At 64.5% G+C, this 19,044-nt stretch carries 16 protein-coding genes; 4 read left to right on the plus strand and 12 right to left on the minus strand.

Annotated elements, in window-relative coordinates:
• The first annotated feature begins 244 nt into the window (after positions 1-244).
• A complete protein-coding gene (locus tag OKW28_RS37595) occupies positions 245-868 on the plus strand; it encodes a hypothetical protein (RefSeq protein WP_429452956.1) in 624 nt (207 codons plus the stop codon).
• An 83-nt stretch (positions 869-951) separates the two neighbouring features.
• On the plus strand, positions 952-2,505 hold the full coding sequence (locus OKW28_RS37600) for a hypothetical protein (RefSeq protein WP_429452958.1): 1,554 nt from the start codon (positions 952-954) through the stop codon (positions 2,503-2,505).
• A 96-nt stretch (positions 2,506-2,601) separates the two neighbouring features.
• Here OKW28_RS37600 and OKW28_RS37605 read toward each other — a convergent pair whose 3' ends face one another.
• From OKW28_RS37605 to OKW28_RS37625, 5 genes are all read right to left on the minus strand, one after another.
• Positions 2,602-4,845, minus strand: coding sequence for a polysaccharide biosynthesis tyrosine autokinase (locus OKW28_RS37605; RefSeq protein WP_429452960.1), 2,244 nt, complete (start codon positions 4,843-4,845; stop codon positions 2,602-2,604).
• Positions 4,846-4,894: 49 nt separating this feature from the next.
• Entirely contained in the window at positions 4,895-6,034 is a 1,140-nt protein-coding gene (locus tag OKW28_RS37610; protein ID WP_429452962.1) for a polysaccharide biosynthesis/export family protein, read from the minus strand.
• Positions 6,035-6,074: 40 nt separating this feature from the next.
• The gene (locus OKW28_RS37615; RefSeq protein WP_429452963.1) at positions 6,075-7,460 is read right to left on the minus strand and encodes an undecaprenyl-phosphate glucose phosphotransferase; all 1,386 of its coding nucleotides are present in this window, start codon (positions 7,458-7,460) and stop codon (positions 6,075-6,077) included.
• A gap of 55 nt (positions 7,461-7,515) precedes the next feature.
• The gene (locus OKW28_RS37620; RefSeq protein WP_429452965.1) at positions 7,516-9,117 is read right to left on the minus strand and encodes a sugar phosphate nucleotidyltransferase; all 1,602 of its coding nucleotides are present in this window, start codon (positions 9,115-9,117) and stop codon (positions 7,516-7,518) included.
• A 90-nt stretch (positions 9,118-9,207) separates the two neighbouring features.
• Entirely contained in the window at positions 9,208-10,203 is a 996-nt protein-coding gene (locus OKW28_RS37625; protein ID WP_429454590.1) for a helix-turn-helix domain-containing protein, read from the minus strand.
• A gap of 878 nt (positions 10,204-11,081) precedes the next feature.
• On the opposite strand from OKW28_RS37625, the gene OKW28_RS37630 reads away from it, so the two are divergent.
• Positions 11,082-11,231 (plus strand): hypothetical protein, encoded by a 150-nt coding sequence (locus OKW28_RS37630; RefSeq protein WP_176109418.1) that lies wholly within the window; start codon positions 11,082-11,084, stop codon positions 11,229-11,231.
• Between the two features lie 59 nt (positions 11,232-11,290).
• Positions 11,291-12,057 (plus strand): IS5 family transposase gene (locus OKW28_RS37635; RefSeq protein WP_429448108.1). Its coding sequence is split into 2 segments (ribosomal slippage): positions 11,291-11,609 and positions 11,609-12,057, totalling 768 coding nucleotides; the frame shifts between segments, so codons are not numbered across the junction.
• 29 nt (positions 12,058-12,086) lie between these two features.
• Here OKW28_RS37635 and OKW28_RS37640 read toward each other — a convergent pair.
• The 7 genes from OKW28_RS37640 to OKW28_RS37670 all read right to left on the minus strand — a co-directional run bounded on the left by OKW28_RS37640 (position 12,087) and on the right by OKW28_RS37670 (position 18,790).
• Positions 12,087-13,589, minus strand: a complete 1,503-nt coding sequence (locus OKW28_RS37640) for an MFS transporter (RefSeq protein ID WP_429452967.1) — start codon at positions 13,587-13,589, stop codon at positions 12,087-12,089.
• Between the two features lie 61 nt (positions 13,590-13,650).
• A complete protein-coding gene (locus tag OKW28_RS37645) occupies positions 13,651-14,898 on the minus strand; it encodes a CaiB/BaiF CoA transferase family protein (protein WP_429452969.1) in 1,248 nt (415 codons plus the stop codon).
• The gene (locus tag OKW28_RS37650) at positions 14,895-15,911 is read right to left on the minus strand and encodes a hydroxymethylglutaryl-CoA lyase (protein ID WP_429452971.1); all 1,017 of its coding nucleotides are present in this window, start codon (positions 15,909-15,911) and stop codon (positions 14,895-14,897) included. The genes OKW28_RS37645 and OKW28_RS37650 overlap by 4 nt, the downstream gene beginning before the upstream one ends.
• Positions 15,912-16,155: 244 nt before the next feature.
• Positions 16,156-17,049: a LysR family transcriptional regulator gene (locus OKW28_RS37655; RefSeq protein ID WP_429452973.1), complete on the minus strand. Its 894-nt coding sequence runs from the start codon at positions 17,047-17,049 to the stop codon at positions 16,156-16,158.
• 761 nt (positions 17,050-17,810) lie between these two features.
• Entirely contained in the window at positions 17,811-18,293 is a 483-nt protein-coding gene (locus OKW28_RS37660; RefSeq protein ID WP_187627369.1) for a hypothetical protein, read from the minus strand.
• Positions 18,294-18,530, minus strand: coding sequence for a 3D domain-containing protein (locus OKW28_RS37665; RefSeq protein ID WP_429454592.1), 237 nt, complete (start codon positions 18,528-18,530; stop codon positions 18,294-18,296). It lies immediately after the preceding gene.
• Between the two features lie 38 nt (positions 18,531-18,568).
• Complete coding sequence (locus OKW28_RS37670; protein ID WP_429454651.1) at positions 18,569-18,790, minus strand: hypothetical protein; 222 nt, start codon at positions 18,788-18,790, stop codon at positions 18,569-18,571.
• Positions 18,791-19,044 lie beyond the last annotated feature (254 nt).

A 19,044-nucleotide genomic window follows, 5' to 3' on the forward strand; every position in this document is an offset into this window, starting at 1 on the left:
ATCCGATGCATCGCGTGGCCAAACCGCAGTGCTACGCTCGTTAACGCGGCATTCGCGACGTGCCCGTTCCGGGGAGCCGTGGCGCAAGCACCGCAACGCCACGGCCTATCGGCAGGCCGCGACAGAAGCACGAGCGCCAGGCATGAGAACGAGCTCGACAACACGACGCGCAACGAGCACAGAACGAAAGCACGACACGAAATCAAACACAAAAAGGCGAGACATCGCTGCGGGAGTGACTGCGATGGCATTTAGAACATATACCGTACTGACGCTGTTGGTGACGAGCACTGCCGCGTTCGCGTGGCGGCCTGTCACCTATCCGATCCGAAGTCAGAGCCCTTACGAGCGCAGCATCGACAACGCGATGTGCTACGCCGAGGCGAACCGCGTGACCGGGGTCAACATGGCCCACGAGTCGCAGATTCCGCCGCGTCAGCCGCCCGCGGCCAAAGGTGCGTCGACCGGCGTACCGTCGAGGCCGCCGCTTCCGCCTAGTTCCTTCTCAGCCACGCCGCTGCCGTGGAGCGCGAGCGCGCCCGAAGCCGCGAGCGCGCCGTTGGCTGGCGCGCAAGCGCCTGGCGGCGCATCGTCGGCGAAACCGGTGAACGAAGCCGCGGCCGGCGCCAGCGTGCCAGGCGCGCCAGCCACCGCGGCGGCGAATGCACCGCCGAACGCATCGGCGGCGGCACCGGGCGAGAGCGCGAACGCGGCACCCGGCGCGTCGGATGGGGCGGCCGCTTCGCTGCAGGCCAACGCGGCGTCGAACGTGAAGCTGCCGCCGCTGCCCGCGCCCGAGCCGCCGATGACCCGCTATTGGGCCGCCTTCGGCGCGTGCATGCAAGCGCGCGGTTACGTCGTCCAGTAGTCCGGCCGACGCCGCTGGCGGGCGTCGTTGCATACATTCTTTTTGATGGCGCCGCCCTTCGGCGCCAGTGGAGCGACACGGCCATGCCGCGCGACACGACCTCCGACCAGCCATTTTTCCATCACTGCGCATACTGCGGCGTGCCGCTGTCGGGCCGCTTTTCGCCGTGTCCCGCATGCCATGCACTGCCGATCGATTCGTTCGATACGGACGACAAGCCCGGCGAGCGCTCCGCGCGATCCCGGGCGCTGAGCGCATCGCGCACGCAACTCGAACCGCTGCCAGCGGCCGCGAGCTTGCCCGCGGACCGTTCGTCGCGACGCTCCGCGCAAACGAAGATGAGCCCCTACGATCTGATCGACGAAGCGACGTTCGAGCCGGGCGGGCGTCGACGGCGGCATCCGCTCGCGCTTGCCGCAGCCGTGCTCGCGACGCTCGGCGTCGTGTACGTCGGCTTCGTTCTACTCAACGACGACGATGCGAGCGTCGACACGCCGGTCACGGTCTTCGGCACGGTGCGCCCGGACAACCCTAGCCAAGCCCCTGCACAGAACATTGCGCAGAACGCGGCGCCGTCGGTTGCCGCGGCGCCGAAGCCGGCGTCGATCGTCGCGCAATCGCCGCGTCCCGTTGTCGTCGCGCGGCAGCAACCGGCGAACGTGCACGCGGCCCCCGTCGCGCCACCGGCACCGCCCGTCGTTGCGACCGCGTCCACCGTAGCGCGATCGTCACCGCCTGTCGTGGCGAGCGCGCCGACCGTCGCGCCATCGTCAACGCAGGTCGTTGTGACCGTGCCCGCCGTTGCGCCATCGTCAACGCCCATCGTGGCGACCACGCCGACCGTTGCGCCGTCGTCACCGCCCGTCCTTGCGAGCGCGCCTGCCGTACCGCGATCGAGCCCGCCCATCGTGGCGACCGCACCAACCGTTGCGCCATCGTCACCGCCCGTCCTTGCGACCGCGTCTGCCGTTGCGCGATCGGCTCCACCCGTCGTGGCGACCGCGCCCGTTCCAGCGCGACCGTCAACGCGCGTCGTAGCGACCACGCCGACCGCAGCGCGACCGACACCGCCCGTCGTAGCGACCACGCCGACCGCAGCGCGACCGGCACCGCCCGTCGTCACGACCGCGCGCGCCGTAGCGTCAACGAAGACATCGAGCGCGGCCATCTCCGCGCCCACGCCGCGTGGCACGGCGGTCGCGTCGACCAGCACCAACACCAACACCGACACGATGGCCGCCCCGCTCACGCAAGCCGACAAACAGCGCGCCGACGCCGAGCGCAATCTGAAAGCCGCGCACGGCTATCTGCAACAAGGCAATGTGGCGGCGACCAGAGCACGCCTCGCCGCCGTAATCACCGCGCAGCCCGACAATCGCGACGCGCGCAGCATGCGCGCCCAGATGAGCACGCTAGAGCAGCAACGCGACGCGTTGCTGAGCCTCGCGAGCGGCTGCAGCAACGTGGGACATTGGGAGTGCGCGTCGCACAACGCCAATGAAGCATTGCGGATCGATTCGAGCAGCAAGGCCGCGCAGCGTCTCGTCGCGCTCGCGTCGCACGAGTCGGCGTGGCAGACCACGCAGCCGACGGCGGAAGAGTCGCGCGCATTGCGCGATCTGCTGCGTCATCACTAAGGATTGCGAGGTATCTCGCGGGACGGCGGCACGGGCACGCCGTCGATCACGCCCGCCCGCGCGGCGCCCCGAAAGACGCGCGCGCGGGCAGCAGTGTCAGCCGGCGATGCTGTCGTAGCCGTAATAGCCGCCCTGATACCCTGAGCCGAGGAACGCCGCTTCCTGCGGCACGTCGGTGAGCAGCACGCCGCGCAGGCCGACGCCACCGTTACGCAGCCGTTTGGTGGTTTCGATGATCTCGTGCAGCGGTTGACGCCCATGCCGCACGACGAGCAGCGTCGTCGCCGCGTATTTGCCGATCAGCGTCGAGTCGGTCACGGCGAGCACCGGCGGGGTGTCGATGATCACGACGTCGTATTGCGGCTTCAGCACCTCGAGCATCGCTTCGAAGCGTTTGCTCATCAGCAGCTCGGCCGGGTGCGACGGCAGCGTGCCTTTCGCGAGCACGTCGAGGTTGGGCAGCACGTCGCGCTGGATCATCGCGTCGAGATCGCCGCCGCACAGCACGTCGGACAGTCCCGGCCGATGGCTGACGCCGAAATGCGAATGCACGTCGCCGCGTCGCATGTCGCCGTCGATGATCAGCACGCGCTTGTTCGCCGACGCGACCAGCGTCGCCAGATTCACCGACAGGAACGACTTGCCCGCATCGGGCCGCGAGCCGGTGATCATCACGACGTTGTTGGCCGCATGATCGAGCGACAACTGCAACGAGGTGCGCAGGTTGCGCACGCCTTCCACCGCGATATCTTCGGGCGCCTGCTGCGCGAGCACATGCTGCCCGCGCTGGCGCAGCGACACCTTTTCCTGCAGGCGCAATTGCGTCTGGCTGCGCGGCACCACCGCGAATACCGGCACGCCGAGCATCCCCTCGAGTTCGTCCGGGCGCTCCACGCCGCCGCGCATCGCGCGCCGCAAGAAGACCAGCAGCAAGCCGAGCGCGAGGCCGCCGCCGAGCGAGATCAGGATCACCAGCATGCGCTTCGGCCACACCGGATCGTCGGGCGTTTCGGCGAAGTCCACCACGCGCACGCCGCCCACCTGCCCCGCCTGCGCGACCCGCAGTCGCTGCACGCTGTTGAGCAGGTTCGTGTACAGATCGGTGTTCACGTGCACGTCGCGCTGCAGACGCAGCGCGGTCTGCTCGGTGTCGGGCATCGTCGAGACGCTGTGGTTCATTGTGCTCTGCGCGCCCTGCAACGCGGCGATCTGCGCATCGAGCGCGGCGACCATCGGATGATTCGGCGTAAAACGCTGCAACAGCTCCGCGCGCTGCTGCTGCAGATCGAGCAGCTTCGTCTTGTTGTCGACGATCTGCTGCAGCAGCAGCTTGCTTTCTTCACCGAGATCGACGGTGCCATGTGTATTGCGGAACTTGCCGTAGCGCTCTTCCGCGTCGTCGAGCGCCTTGCGCGCGTCGGGCAGTTGCTGTTCGAGATACGCGAGCGTGTGGTCGGATTCGGTCGAACGGCTCGCGAGATCCTGCCGCACGAACTGGCGCGCCACGTTGTTGACGATCGCCGCGGTCAGCGCCGGATCGGCGCCTTCGAGACTCACGCGGATCACGCCGGAGTCCTCCGCCGTTTCCTGCACGACCATCGTCTTCGCCAGACGCTCCACCGTGCCGAGCGTCGACGCGCGCGTCAGCTCGAAACGCGAGCCGGGCGCGCCGACCAGTGTGTCGACGTGCAGCGTGACCGGGCCGACCGCGGTATCGGTTTGCACGGTCTCGCCGACGCGCCCCGACAGGATCGCGCTGCCGTGAGGATCGCGCAGCATGAAGGTGTCGCCGGCGCCCGCGACCAGCGTGAAGGTCTCGCCATACAAGTCCTTCGACGTGTCGAAGCGCGACACCGCGATGCTCTCGTTGCCCCACGCGAACCCGCGCAGGTTGACGAACGACGGCAGCCGGAACCACCAGTGCCCGTTCACGAGTCCGGCGATCTTGCTGCCGATCACAGGCAGATAACGCGGCTTCGCCGTGATGTCGAGGTGCAGCGCGCGGACCGCCTCCTCGGTGACGAGACGCGACTTCAAAAGCTCGATCTGCGCCGCGGTCGACGGCTTCGAATCGTACGCGCCGGGAAGCGGCGCCGCCGCGTCCCGGCCGTTCGCATTGACGTTCACCGCGTTCGCCGTCCTGTCCTGGACGTGAAACAGCACGTCCGAACGATAGACCGGCGGCGTGAGGAACGCGTACGCGCAACCGAGCGCGAGCGCGATCAGCGTCACGGTGAGGATCGTGCGCCAACCGCGCACGATCGTGCGCACGTAGTCAGACAGATGCAACTGCCCCGGTTCATACACGCCGGCGTAACGGTTTTCGTAATTGATTGCCATGTTTTCACCCAACAAGGCCTGCCGGTTCAGATGTCGCGTCACGCATTCGTCACTTCGACACGACGACTCCCGTCACCGCCGCGTTGATCGCAGGCAACAGCAGGTTCAACACACGGTTGAAGCGAACCAGACCGCCCTGACCGACGTACACGATGTCCTTCGGCTGCAGCTCGAACTGGTTCGCAAGCAGCATCGCCACCGGCGAGGTCGCATCGAGGTGATAGATCTGCGGCGAGTCGCTGGTCGAATTGCGGATCACGAACAGCTGCTGCCCCGAGGCCGTATTCGAGTCGAAGCTGCCGCCGTCGGAGACTGCCTGCGACAGCGTCAGCGAGCCGTTGCGCAACGGCAGCACCGTGGCCGGCTTGTTGACTTCGCCCATCACGTAGACGCCGCTGTCTTCGCGCCCGTTCACGCGCACGGTATCGCCCGGCTGCAGATAGATATCCGACGGATTGCGGCCGCGCTTGACGAGGTCGTCGATGTTCAGCCTATAGGTCGTGCCGTTGCGGATCAGATCGACCCGGCTGCGATCCGCGGTCGTGTTGAAGCCGCCGCTCAGGCCGATCGCGTTCGTCAGCGACATCGGAACGTCGTTGATCGATTGCGTGCCCGGTGTGCGCACTTCGCCGTCGATATACACCGTCGCGTTACGGAACGACGCGACGCGCACCGTCACCTCGGGCTTCTGATAGACCTTGCTCAGCCGCGAATGCAGCTCGCGCTGGATCGTCGCGACGTCCTTGCCGGCGACGTGCAGGTTGCCCGCGTACGGAAACTGGATGTCGCCGTTCTCGTCGATCAGGAAGCCCGGACTTGCATCGGAAGGGCGCGAGGTCGTCGGCGGCTGTCCCAGCGCGGCCGCGAGTTCCGGGTGATCCCACACGACGATCTGCAGCACGTCTCCGGGGCCGACCCTGTAGACGGCCGGCTTGCCGAACAGACCCGTCGTCGTCGGCGGCAACGCCGAGGCAGTCTGGTCGGCATTCATCTTCTTCAGCAGTTCCAGATTGATATCGGTGATCGGAATCTGCTTCTGCTGCGAGGCTTCGGTACTGAATTCGCCACCCGTGTCCTGAATCGCGGCCGGCGTGATCATCCGTTGTCCCGGTACGATCTGACATCCGGAAAGCAATGCTGCGCTTGCGAAAACCACAAGACTTCCTGTGCGAAAACCAAGTGAGCTCATGATCTTTACTCCTTCGCCCCGAGGCGTTGTTATCGACTTTCTAGTAAGCGTTTCGATGCACCAGTCCGGCGACAATCGTCGCGCCGATGATCCGCATGTCGAGTGCGAACGACCAGTGACCCAGGTAGTACAGGTCATGTTCGACGCGACGCTCCATCTTCTCAATGCGGTCGGTTTCGCCACGGAAGCCGTTGATTTGCGCCCAGCCCGTGATTCCCGGTTTGATCCGGTAGCGATTGATATAGCCCGCGACCACCTTCTGATAGAGGTCGTCGTGCTCGAGCGCATGGGGACGCGGTCCTACGACCGACATGTCGCCACGCAACACGTTGAAAAATTGCGGCAGCTCGTCGAGGCTCGTGCGGCGCAGAAACGCGCCCACTTTCGTCACGCGCTTGTCGTTGCGCGTCGCCTGGCTCAAGGTGCCCTTCGCTTCGGTATGCACGCGCATCGAGCGGAACTTGTAGATCGTAAACACACGGCCGTCCGCGCCCTTGCGCTTCTGTTTGAACAGCACCGGTCCGCGCGAGGACAGCTTGATCGCGATCGCGATGCCCAGCAGCAGCGGCGCGAGGGCAACGATCGCGGCCGCGGCGAACAGCCGGTCAAAGATTTCCTTTTTCAGCATCGCGTTGGCCGACAGCGGCGAGGCGACCAGATTGATCGCCGGCACGCCGAGCAGATCGACCACGCCACTGCCTTCGAACAGCGCATGGCTGCGCACGTCCGGCATGAAGCGGATATTCACGAGGTCGTCGCGGAACTCGTCGATCAGCGCGCAGATCAGCGGTTCCTCGGACAGCGACAGCATCAGCCATAACTCGTGCACGTCGTTGGTGCGAATGTAGTCGGCCAGCAGATCCACGCGATCGAACACCGGCACGCGCGGATTCGTCACGCCGGAGTCGTCCGGGCGTGTGTTGTAGACGGCGGTCGCGCGAAAGCCCGCAGTCGGCGCCGACTCGATGCGGCGCAGGAGTGCATCGCACTGCGAACCGCTGCCGACGATCGCCACCTGATGCAGGTTCATGCCCGCGCCGCGCGCCCGCGCGAGCACCGCGTGCGCGATCACCCGATTCGCGATCAGCAGGCCACCCGTGGTCGCGGTCCAGTACGAGAACCACAGCCGCGACACGATATCGATGCGATGCAGCGAGTACATCAACACGAGCGCGCAGGCCTGCACGATCAGCCACGCGAGCGACACCTGACCGGCAAGCCCGAGCTTCGAGCGGCCGCGCCATGATTCGTAGACGCCGAACGCGGGGAAGATCGCGAGCGCGAACGCAGCCGAAAACATCACCAGCGCCCAGTAGAAACCCGACTGGCCGAGATAATCAAAGCGGATCCGCGACGCCGCGGTCGCACCCGCCAATACCAGAGCGACATCGAAAATCCGCGCGAGCAGATCCTGAAACTTGCGCATTTTACTTACCTCGTTCTGCCGTTCCTGTACGCAAAAAGGGGCGTGCATGGGCTGCCTACGGGCAGCGGCCGTAGTTGTCGTCAAACCTCACGATGTCGTCTTCGCCGAGATAGGTACCCGACTGGATTTCGATGATTTCGAGCGGCACCCTGCCGGGGTTTTCGAGCCGGTGACGCGTGCCGAGCGGAATGTAGGTCGATTCGTTTTCGCTGAGCAGGAACTGCTCTTCGCCGCGCGTGACGAGCGCGGTGCCGCGCACGACCACCCAATGCTCAGCGCGATGATGATGGAGTTGCAGCGACAGCTTTGCGCCGGGCGTCACGACGATGCGCTTGACCTGGAAGCGCTCGCCGCGATCGATCGAGTCGTAGAAGCCCCACGGGCGCCGCACCTTGCGATGCGCGTCGGCCTCCGGCGCGTGCTGCGCCTTGATGCGCGACACGAGCCCCTTGACGTCCTGCACATGCGAGCGATCCACCACGAGCACCGCGTCGGCGGTCTCGACCACGACGACGTTCGCGGTGCCGACGCACGCGACGAGCCGCCCTTCCGAATGCGCATAGCAGGACACCGCGCCTTCGAACGCCACGCGGCCGCGCCCGGCGTTGCCGTTCGGGTCCTTCTCCATCGCGGCCCATACCGCGTCCCATGAGCCGAGGTCGGACCAGCCGGCTTCGAGCGGGATCACGACGCCGGGGGGAATGATCGCGGCTCGACTTTGAGCTTGCAAAGCGTTCTGTGCCGCGCCTTGCGCTTCGACGTTGCTCGCGCTGTCGTCTTGCGCCGGCGCCGGTTCGGTCAAACGCTCCATCACCGCGTAGTCGATCGAATCGGCGGGCACGTCGAGGAACGCGTCGTGCGATGGCCGGAATACGTCGCCGTCCTGCTTGCCGCTCGCGAACGCGGTTGCGCACGGCGCATGCATGTCGGGCCGCAGCGCCGCGAGCGTGTCGAGCCACACGCGCGCACGCACGATGAAGATGCCGCTATTCCACCAGTAGGTGCCGGCCGCCAGGTATTGCCTCGCGATTTCCTCGGCGGGCTTCTCGACGAAACCGTCGATCGCGTGGCCGCCAGCGGCCAATGCCGGGCCGATCCGGATATAGCCGAAGCCGGTGTCGGGACGCGTCGGCGGCACACCGAGCGTCGCAATCGCGCCCTCGCTCGCGTGGTGCGCCGCGCACGCCAGCGCGCGCTGCAGGGCAGGCACGTCCGCGATCGCGTGGTCGGCCGGCATCACGATCAGGATCGCGTCGTCGCCGGCCGCGCACGCGAGCGATGCCGCGAGCGTCAGCGCGGGCGCCGTGTCGCGGCGCGCGGGCTCGACGATCAGACGCGCGTCGACGCCGTTTTCATGCAACTGTTCGGCGATCACGAAGCGATGCTCCTCGCCGCACACGACGATCGGCGAAGCGTCGACGCTCCAGCCCGCCGGGAAGCCCTCGAGCCGCCGCGCGGTCGCCTGCAGCAGCGAGTCGGAGCCGACCACGTCGATCAGCTGCTTCGGAAAGTTTTCGCGCGACACCGGCCAAAGCCGCGTGCCCGAGCCGCCCGCGAGAATGACCGGGACGATGTGCGCGCAGCGCGCGCCAGCAACCCCGGCGCTTGCGCCGTTCGGCTCGACGGATCGGGCGCTCACACCTGCCTGCGTCAACATATCGGGAATCCTTTTCGATCTGCAAGGTACGGCGAACAACGGACCGGTCCCCGCCTGTCATGCGCGGTTACCGGGCTGGCTCCGTCGGTGCTACTCGCCTGCCATGCGGCGGCTTTGAATCCTGAACTCGGTCGGCGAAATCCTCATCCGCTTGCGAAACACTTTCGCGAGCCGGTCGCCGTTGCCCATCCCGGTGCGCCGGGCGATCTTGTCGACCGGCAATTCCGATTCGGTCAACAGACTGCACGTCACCGCGAGGCGCTCGTGCAACAGGAAACTCGACGGCGTGATACCCATTTCCATCTTGAAGCGGCGCAGAAAGTTGCGCTCGCTCATCGCCGCGAACTGCGCGGCATCCGCAATCGAAATCGACTGCTGGCAGTTTTCCTGCAGCCAGCGCGCCGCCGCGCGAACCTTGTCGCCGGGACTCATGCCGCCGTCCTCGCCGAGCAGCGGCGCGAGGTTCGCGCACGAGTCGGACAGCAGCCGCTCGGCAGCCGAGCGCGCGGTCGCGTTGCCCAGATCGCGCTTGATCATCGCGAGCGCGCTGCGCATCGATTCCAGCCGGTCGGTAAGGTCGACGACGCCCTGCTCCACCGAGCCCACGCCATTTCTGGCCAAGGCCGGCTCGCGCGGGTCGCTCCCGTCCTTGTCCTCGGGCAGGGCCGCCGCGTCGAGCACCGCGCGCCCTTCGGCGATCGGCCGGATCATCGCGGTGTTGCGCCGCACGCGCCGCAGCCATCCAAGCAGACGCTCATCGCACGCCGCCGCCGCCGCACCCTTGCCGCCCGCCACATAGAGCGCGTCGAAGCCGCCGTAATGGCGCGCGTCGAGTCCGTCGGTCCAGACGCGCAAACCCGACGACGAAGTCACCATGCCGCCGCCGGCGGACAAGAACGATACGTCGTACAGCCACGCGCCCGAACCGGAAGTGGCAAGTTCGTTGGCAGCCTGGAACACCTCGGCGATAACTCCCGCCCCTTGCAGCGAGCAGTCGTTGAACAACAGAATCGCGACACGACGCACGCCCTTATTCGGAGCATGCACCCAGCGCAGCATTGCAGACTCGAGACTCGCGCAGGTCATAGTCATCCTCTCGACAGAAAACGATCTACTACACCTTTTACGATCACGCACAATGCGAACTCCGCGCAGTGCATCATAGCGACGGCCTCCGGCGCTCTGCCGTCATGTCCGAAAGTGCAGACATATTGGCACTATGAATACGTGATCGGCCAGTGCAATTCGGCACAATACCGAAACGATCGTCTTTTCACTGGATTAATCGTCTAACCGCATATGGTTGAATATGTACTCGCAAATCTTAATGCAATTTAAAGAATGAACGTGTACGCCAGCGCACACTGCGCGGCTACTCGAAAAACGGCGTGTCCCCTGCCTTATGTACCCACCGAGGCGTATTTTAAAAGAGATTTTTTGCCGGAATTGGCTATTGATGAGTGGAACACCCCCGCCCCCACCAAGCGGGCCCGACTCCATCGACAACGTCCCCTGACGATCCGCGCAAGCGCCCGCGCAACCGACCCTTCCGCCGCCAAATGCAAGCACTCAACGCGCCAGAAAAGATTATTTAATCCATTTTTCTTGATGGCGGGAATATAAACGTGGCGATTAACGTTTCAAACCTGAAACACGGATATCGGACGACTTTAGCGCCCCGCAATAGGCGGGCCAATGGCGGAATAAGTCGGGTGCGAGCGGGTGCATTTCCGCCAACCGGTTGCGAAAATGGACTACGGGGTTTCCGCAAGGGGGGTCGGGGACAGCGAACGAAGTCCGCCATCCCTACGCAATGACTGTGACACCCGTGCAAAACGCGCCGCGAAATGGCACGACGCGACGATAGTTCGGCGTCGCCTGACAGGTTTACGGCGGGCAAGCGCACATAGAAGTGGTTCTGAACGGGTTACGATGCCCCCGACAAACGCGCTGGAACCGCACACATGAACGGCATTTCATGGATCACGCTGATACTTGCCACGATGATCGGCGGGTTCCTGTTCGCGATGATCGGCGTGGTGCTGCTCGCGCTGCTGCTCGGCAACGTATCGGACCGGCTGTCGAGCAACGACGAGACTCGCCAGGACTCCTAGGGTCTGTTTACATTTGACGAAATGTGTTTACATCTTGTTTTTTGCAATTGCAAGACGGGATGATTCGCACGTTACTAAGCGACAAGGTATGGGAAAAGATCGAACCCATCCTGCCGGGCAAGGAAGGCGATCGGGGTCGCACGGCGGCCGACAATCGCTGGTTTGTCGAAGCGGTGCTGTGGATTGCCCGCACTGGCAGTCCATGGCGCGATCTTCCCTCGGAATTCGGCCGATGGCATACGGTGTACATGCGCTTCTCACGCTGGCGGCGAACAGGTGTCTGGCAACGGGTGGTGAATGCACTGGCAGGCGAGACGGAAATCGACCGCGTCCTGATCGATTCGACCGTCGTGCGAGCGCACCAGCATTCGGCCGGAGCCTCAAAAAAAGTGGGCCGCAAGCGCTCGGGCGTTCCCGGGGCGGATTGAGTACCAAACTGCATCTGGCCGTGGACTCGGCAGGTCGTCCGTTGCGACTGATCATCACTGAAGGACAGGTTGCCGACATCTCGTGCGCCGCAGAACTGGTCGAGCATCTGCGCACCGAAGCAGTCATCGCGGACAAGGGCTACGATTCCGATGCCTTCGTGAATCAGATTCGGGCCGCTCGTGCAAAGGCTGTCATTCCTCCGCGCTCGAATCGCAAGACAAAGCGCCGCTACAGTCGAGCGCTGTACCGCACACGCAACCTGGTCGAGCGTTTCTTCAACCGTATCAAGCATTTTCGCCGTGTCTCCACTCGGTATGACAAGCTCGCTGACAGCTATCTCGTGTTCGCGTCCCTTGCCTGCTCGTTCGGGCCGCTTTCAAATGTGAACACGGCCTAGGGCCCGTTCACGCCAATAACGGGCCCTAGCTACTTCGAAAGATCCTCGAGCGCGACATCGCGCGTCTTCGGTCCCAGCGTACCGATCGCGACCATGACGATCGCCATTGCCCCCGAGATGAACACGAACACGCCGTTCACGCCGAAGCGACCGAGGCAGGCGGCGATCACGAACGCCGAGAACATCGCCGAAATCCGGCTCCACGAGTAAACGAAGCCGACCGCGCGCGCGCGGATGCCGGTCGGAAACAGTTCGGCCTGGTACGCGTGATAGCTGTATGAAATGATGTTGCCCGCGAGCACGAGGCACACGCCGAGACTCACGAGCAGCGCCGTCTCGCGCGCCTGGCTGAACGCGAGTCCGCACACGACGTTGACCGCCGCCATGCAGATGATGACGGTCTTGCGCTCGAAGCGATCGGCGATCAGCAGCCCCAGCAACGGCCCGAGCGGCGCCGCGATCGCGATGATGCTCGCGTACATCAGACTCGTCGTCACCGTGATGCCCTGCCTGATCAGCAGCGTCGGAATCCAGTTCGCGAAGCCGTAGTAGCCCATCGTCTGGAACACGTGAAAGATGATCAGCATCAGCGTGCGCTTACGATACGGCGGCACCAGCAGATCGCGAAACGCCGCGCGCGCGCGCACCGGTTCGGGCAGCGCCGGCTCGGGCAACGGCAGGCCGCATTGGCGCCGATACTCGCGCGCGACGCGTGCTTCGAGACGCGTCATCACCGCGTCGGCTTCGTCGAGGCGGCCTTTTTGCGCGAGCCACCGCGGGCTCTCCGGCAAGCCGCGGCGAATCCACCACACCACAATCGCGCCAATCGCGCCGATCAGCACGACCACACGCCACCCGTCGAGACCGAACAGGCGTTGCGGCACCAGCAGATACGACAGGAACGCGACGATCGGCACCGCGCAGAAGCCGACCGCCTGCGAGCACGCCGAAGCGCGCCCGCGAATGTGCTTCGGCACGAGTTCGGAAATATACGTGCCGATCGTGACGATCTCGACGCCGATGCCAATCCCCGCGATAAAGCGCCAGCAGTTCAATCCGAGCGCCGAGTGCTGGAACGCCATCACGACGTTGGCCGCCGTGTACCACAGCAGCGACCAGGTGAAGATCGCGCGCCGGCCGAAGCGGTCGGCGAGAAAGCCGCAGGCCGCCGTGCCGATGAACAGGCCCGCGAACAGCGCGGCGATGAAACTCGCGACGCCGCTCGTGCCGAACAGGCCGCGCGTCGTGGCCGTCAGCAGGCCGCTGTGCACGAGTCCCGGCGCGATATAGCCGGAGTACATCAGGTCGTAGAGTTCGAAGAACATGCCGAAGCTCAGCAGCATCACGAGCTGCCAGATCGTGCGAGTCGCGGGTAGCCGGTCGAGCCGCGCGGAAATGCGCGCGCCGTCGAGCGCGATCGCGCCGGCGCGGTCCGAGCCCGCCGCATCCGCGCCCGCGTCCGTGGGTGAGTCGCCCAGCGCGCCGGCATCGCCGAGCGCCGTTGCGTACATCGCCTGATTCGACGATTTCATCGTCTGTCTCCAGAATTATTGGTCTATTGCCCGCTGCACCGGGTCAAGCGCGGCACGACGCTCACGCAGCCGCGCGCGGCGCCCGCGATTCCACGCCACCGCCGAGCTCCGCGATCCGCGCGTCGTCGAACCCGAGTTCGCGCAGCACCTCGACGGTGTGCTCGCCGATCTTCGCGATCGGCCGACGCGGCCCGAGACGCGCACCGTCGAGAGAAATCGGCAGCAACGGCATCGCGGTTTCGCTGCCGTCGTCGAGCTTCAGCGGTACGAGGCCGCCGCTCGCGTTCAGGTGCGGATCGTCGAACAACTCCTCGGGCTTCGTGATCGACGCGAACGGAATGTGATTGCGCTCGAACAGCGGCAAGAGCGTCGCGCCGTCGAGACGGCTCAGGCTTTCGCCGAGCGTCTGCAGCAGCCAGCCGCGCGCGAGCACGCGGTCGTTGTTGGTCGCGAGGCGCGCATCGGCGAGCAGATCGTCGCGTTCGAGAATCGCGCACAGCGCGCGCCACTGCGCGTCGCCGGTCGCGGCGATGAACATCTGCTCGCCGTGCGCGAGCGTAAACACGTCGTAGACGGCCCAGGCGCTGATGCGCTCGGGCATCGGCGCGGCGGCCACGCCGGTCGCCGCGAACTGCTGCATGTGCTGCGCCGAGAGCAGCACGCAGTTCTCGAACAGCGCGCTCTGCACCTCCTTGCCGCGGCCGCTCGCGTGCCGTTCGTGCAGCGCCGCCAGCACGCCGATCGCGCCGAACATGCCGCCCATGATGTCGTTGACCGAGCTGCCCGCGCGTAGCGGACGGCCCACCGGACCGGTCATGTACGCGAGGCCCGCCATCATCTGCACGACTTCGTCGAGTGCCAGACGATGTTCGTACGGACCATTGAGAAAGCCCTTGTGGGACACGTAAATCAGCCTGGGATTGCGCTCGCGCAGCGTCGCGTAATCGAGGCCGAGACTCGCCATGCGGCCGGGCTTGAAGTTTTCGACGAAGACGTCGGCGCTATCGACGAGTTGCTTCAGCGCGGCGAGACCGGCTTCAGTGTCGAGATCGAGCGCGACGCTCTTCTTGTTGCGATTGAAGGTGCGGAAAAAGCCCGCTCCGGTGCCGAGCAGCCGGCGCGTGCTGTCGCCGCGCGGCGGCTCGACCTTGATCACTTCGGCGCCGAGGTCGGCGAGAATCATGCCGCAGGTCGGACCCATCACCATATGCGACAACTCGATCACGCGGATGCCCGCGAGCGGCAAGGTACCCGGCTGCGGCGAAGACGTCGACGACGAAGCTGAAGCAGCGGAGGAGAGCGGAGTCATTGCGGCACCTGCGGAAGGGAAGAATGGGGACAACGCAAAGATTCGGCGTAGCTGGCGGAGTCGCGCGCGACCGCTTGCGCGTGCGCGAACTGTTTCGGCAATCCCGCTCGCGCGAGATAGCCGTACAGCGGCTCGCCCGGCAGCGCTTGCGCCAGCACCGCGCGCGATGCGAGTAGCCGCGCGATGTCGATGCCGGTGTCGTAGCCCATGTTGTGGAGCATGAACACGAGGTCTTCGGTATTGACGTTGCCGGTTGCGCCCGGCGCATGCGGACAGCCGCCGAGACCAGCCAGCGACGCATCGAACTCGCGGATCCCGTGCTGCAGCGCGACCAGCGTGTTGGCGAGCCCGAGACCGCGCGTGTCGTGGAAATGCAGCGAGCGCAGCCTGTCGCCCGCGACGTCGCGCACCAGCTCGATGACCTCGCCGACCTGACGCGGCGTCGCTTCGCCGGTCGTATCGCCGAGCGCGATTACGTCGGCGCCGGCCTGCACCGCGGCGCGCGCGATCGCGGCGATATCCGCGTACGGCACGGCGCCCTGCAGCGTGCAGCCGAACACCGTCGACAAACCGGCGATCAACTCGACGCGGCGCCCACCTGCCGGGGACGCGCCATCGATCAGCTCGCGCATCGCGGCGAACGCGTCGATCATCTCGGCGGGTGTCTTGCGCACGTTCGCGGCGCTATGCGCGGCGCTCACCGAAATCGGCACGACGATGCGCTCTACGCCAGCCGCGAGCGCGTGCTGCGCGCCCTTCAGGTTCGGCACGAGCGCGCTCACGCTGAGATCGTCGTAGCTACGGGCGTGGGCGACCACGTCGGCGGCGTCCGCCATTTGCGGCAGTAGCTTCGCCGGCACGAACGACGCGACTTCCATGTGGCGCACGCCGGCCGCGTAGGCGGCGTCGATCCAACGCCGCTTGTCGTCGGTGGACATGATGCGGGCAATGCTTTGCAGACCGTCGCGCAGACCGACTTCGGTCACGACGACGCGCTCGCGGGTTTCATTCATTGGTTGGAATCCTGGTCGTGGACGCGGGCTTCAGGGCCCGTTGGATGGAAGTGATGCGCTGACTGGGTCACAGCGTGCCCGCGTGACGACGCGCGGCAAAGTCTGCTTTGACGAAGCACACCATCGCCGCTCGCGATGGCCGCTCAGGCCGATGGGGCGGGCTTTGGCGCTCGCCTGGGTGAAATGCTTAGGGGTTTGTCTGGGGTGGTGGCGAAGGCGCGGGTGACGAGGTGCGTCGCCCGTCTTATCTGGCGCCCAGCAGATGCTCGAGCAATCGCGCGGCCGCCAGCGTCAACGCCGCGCGATCGCGCATGCAGATCACGAAGCGCCGCGCGGCCCAAGCCTCGCGCAACGGCACGGCGACGATGCCGTACTCGTCGGCCGCATGGCGCGGCAGCGCCTCGCGCGGCAGGATCGCGACCGCGAGACCCGCCTGGATGAAGCGATAGGCGGCGTCGAACGTCGATACATAGGTGCGGTAAGTCAACTCGCTGCCCTTCTCCAGCGCGATGCGCTGCATCAGCGCGTTGACCGACGCATTCGATGCGAGCCCCAGATGATCGAGCCCGAGCGTCTGCTCGAAGCCGATCTGCGTCTCGCCCGCGAGCGGATGCGCGCGCGGCACGATCAGCGCGAGATGGTCGGCGCGATATGGCAACGTGTCGAGACTGCCGAGCGGCACGGTGTCGCGGCAGATGCCCAGATCGGCCACACCCTCTTCGAGTCCGCGCACGATGTCCGCGCTGACGCGCTCCTCGACGTCGACGCGAATCGCCGGATTCGCCTGCAGAAACGCCGACAACGCCTCGGGCAAAAACTCCACCATCGACGACACGTTGGCCAGCACGCGCACATGCCCACGCGCGCCGGCCGCGTACTCGCTGAGCTCGGCCTGCAGGCGTTCGTGGCCGCGCATGATGAGCCGCGCGTGGCGCAACAGCGCTTCGCCGGCGGCGGTGGCGCGCACGCCGCGCTGGCTGCGCGACAGCAACGCGACATCGACGAGCGCTTCGAGATCGGCGAGCCGCTTGCTGACCGCCGACGGCGCGATGAACTCACGCTCGGCCGCGCGCGCGATCGTGCCTTCCTCGCACACGGCGATGAACAAGCGCAGCGTCACCTGATCGATTTGCCACATCGGCGCAGCGGATTTGTGGGTTTGGGGTTGGGGGAAATTATGGTTGATCGTTGAAAACTGTGGAGTGATTTCGGTCGCTTGCGTAAGCTGGCACCTGGATTCTGGGGAGTTGGGAGGAAATTGCTGGATCGTCCAACTGAAGGAGGTGCTCGCGGCCACGCATCAACGAACCACACCTTCGGTGCGTTCACGCTTCCCACGCTTGACGCTCGAATGGAAAGCCCCGCAAAGCGAGGCGATTATTGCAGCCGTACCGTTCGGAAGCTATTGGGCTTCGGGTGGCTCGCCTCCGATAGAGTCCAGCGTTTCCGTAATTGAGGTGGTTTCGCGTAGATCGCTGCCGGTTATTTGCCGACGGTGGCTATCAAAAAACTCCGTCTTAGTATCGATTACAAGCGTAATAGGAGTGCCGCCATGCGGACTATGCCAGATAGCCTGGAACCTGTATGGCCCCATTCGCGCGCCGCTCATATGGGGCATTGTCGGACTATCTATTCGGACTCCCCATCCCGTATCTGTAACCGAAAACGATTGCAATATAAATTCCTTGAATTGCGGGTGATCCTTCAGCATTGGCACGATGTTATCGTTGAAGCTAACCGACCCTCCTGCGTAGGCAGTCGGGACAAGCAACGTACAGAACAACCAGGCGCTGAGTGCCCGTGCTAAACGTTGTTTATCCATAACCCTATTGCTCAATGGTGGTGCCGGTTTGCGTGACCCGGCTGTATGGAGCCCCGCCTGAACGAGGCAGCATCGCGCTATCTGCCGCGTTGGCCATTTTTTTCCGAGCACGTCTGTGGCTCGATACTGTGCTTCAGTCCACCGGGGACAGATTCCGGCTGGTCTTTTTCCGGCGGCTCTATCGTTACACTCTCGATGTATTCTTGAATGCGAATCGCCTTTTTCAAATCGCCTCCCACCTTCTTCCCGCGCGCGTCGATAAAATCAGTGTGCGTATTTATAGTGAGAATCACTGGCTTTACACCTGAATTCCCGTGCCAATTTGCCCACATTGAGTAAGGCCCGATTCTATCCCCTCCTAGAGCCTTCGATTGAATGTCGCCGATTCGCGTCCCCATCGGATCGCCAACGATATCGAAATTACACAGCACGAGTTCTCTCAAAACGGAGTTTTTATTCAATAGCGGAATTATTGTCGAATCAAAATCGACCGATCCCGTCCCATCTAGCGCGAAAGAGACAAATGGAAAAAACAACAGGAGAGGAAAAGCTTTTTTCATTTAATAATCCAGGAATTTGACACGGGCGTTTTGGAGATCCCCTCCCGATGCTTGCCATGCGCGCGTCGCCGCGCTTCCGGGACCACTGAAGTGGTCGATATGTGCGCCGCGAATGCCACCGCCCGTATCATCGGCAGACCGCTCGCCGACTATTCGCCTACCATCGCTAGAGGCAATATAAACCCGCGAACGCCCGGGAATAACGGTAGGATCAGTAGCTATCGAACGATTCGCCACTACATCAGCAAACCGACCATGTGCGGCGTCAGTTTCACTCAGGCGCGCTTGTGCAGGCTTGTTGAGGATATCCGGATTTCCGGCTGCATTTTTATGCCACCCGCCGCCGCCGCCATTCCACCGGACGAAACGATGATCCAACGTCTCGCCTGTTCCCTGCATTGGTACGCCGGCTGCACCATATAGGAAGTCTTGCCGATGACTTCCAGACACGCCAGGCGCCTGAACCATTGGGCCGTGCGCATCACGTTCGTCTGCAATGATGTAATGCGTAACCTGAAAGCCAGCTTCGTACCATGCTTCCTTCAGTTTATCCGCAGAGGGACCGTCGTTATATCTTCGTCGGCGACCGCAAGTGTCAAGTCTCCTGATTCGCGCGATTCGAGAATAACTGTCGCGCAACCGTCTAAATCGGTCGGGCCCGAGACCTGTACTGTGTCGTTGGGACGGCTACTGCTGATAGATACGGTGCGACCGAAAACAGAATTTCGTCGACGACTTTTCATTGTGACTT

The sequence above is a fragment of the Paraburkholderia sp. 40 genome (assembly GCF_050434105.1).
Taxonomy (GTDB): domain Bacteria; phylum Pseudomonadota; class Gammaproteobacteria; order Burkholderiales; family Burkholderiaceae; genus Paraburkholderia; species Paraburkholderia tuberum.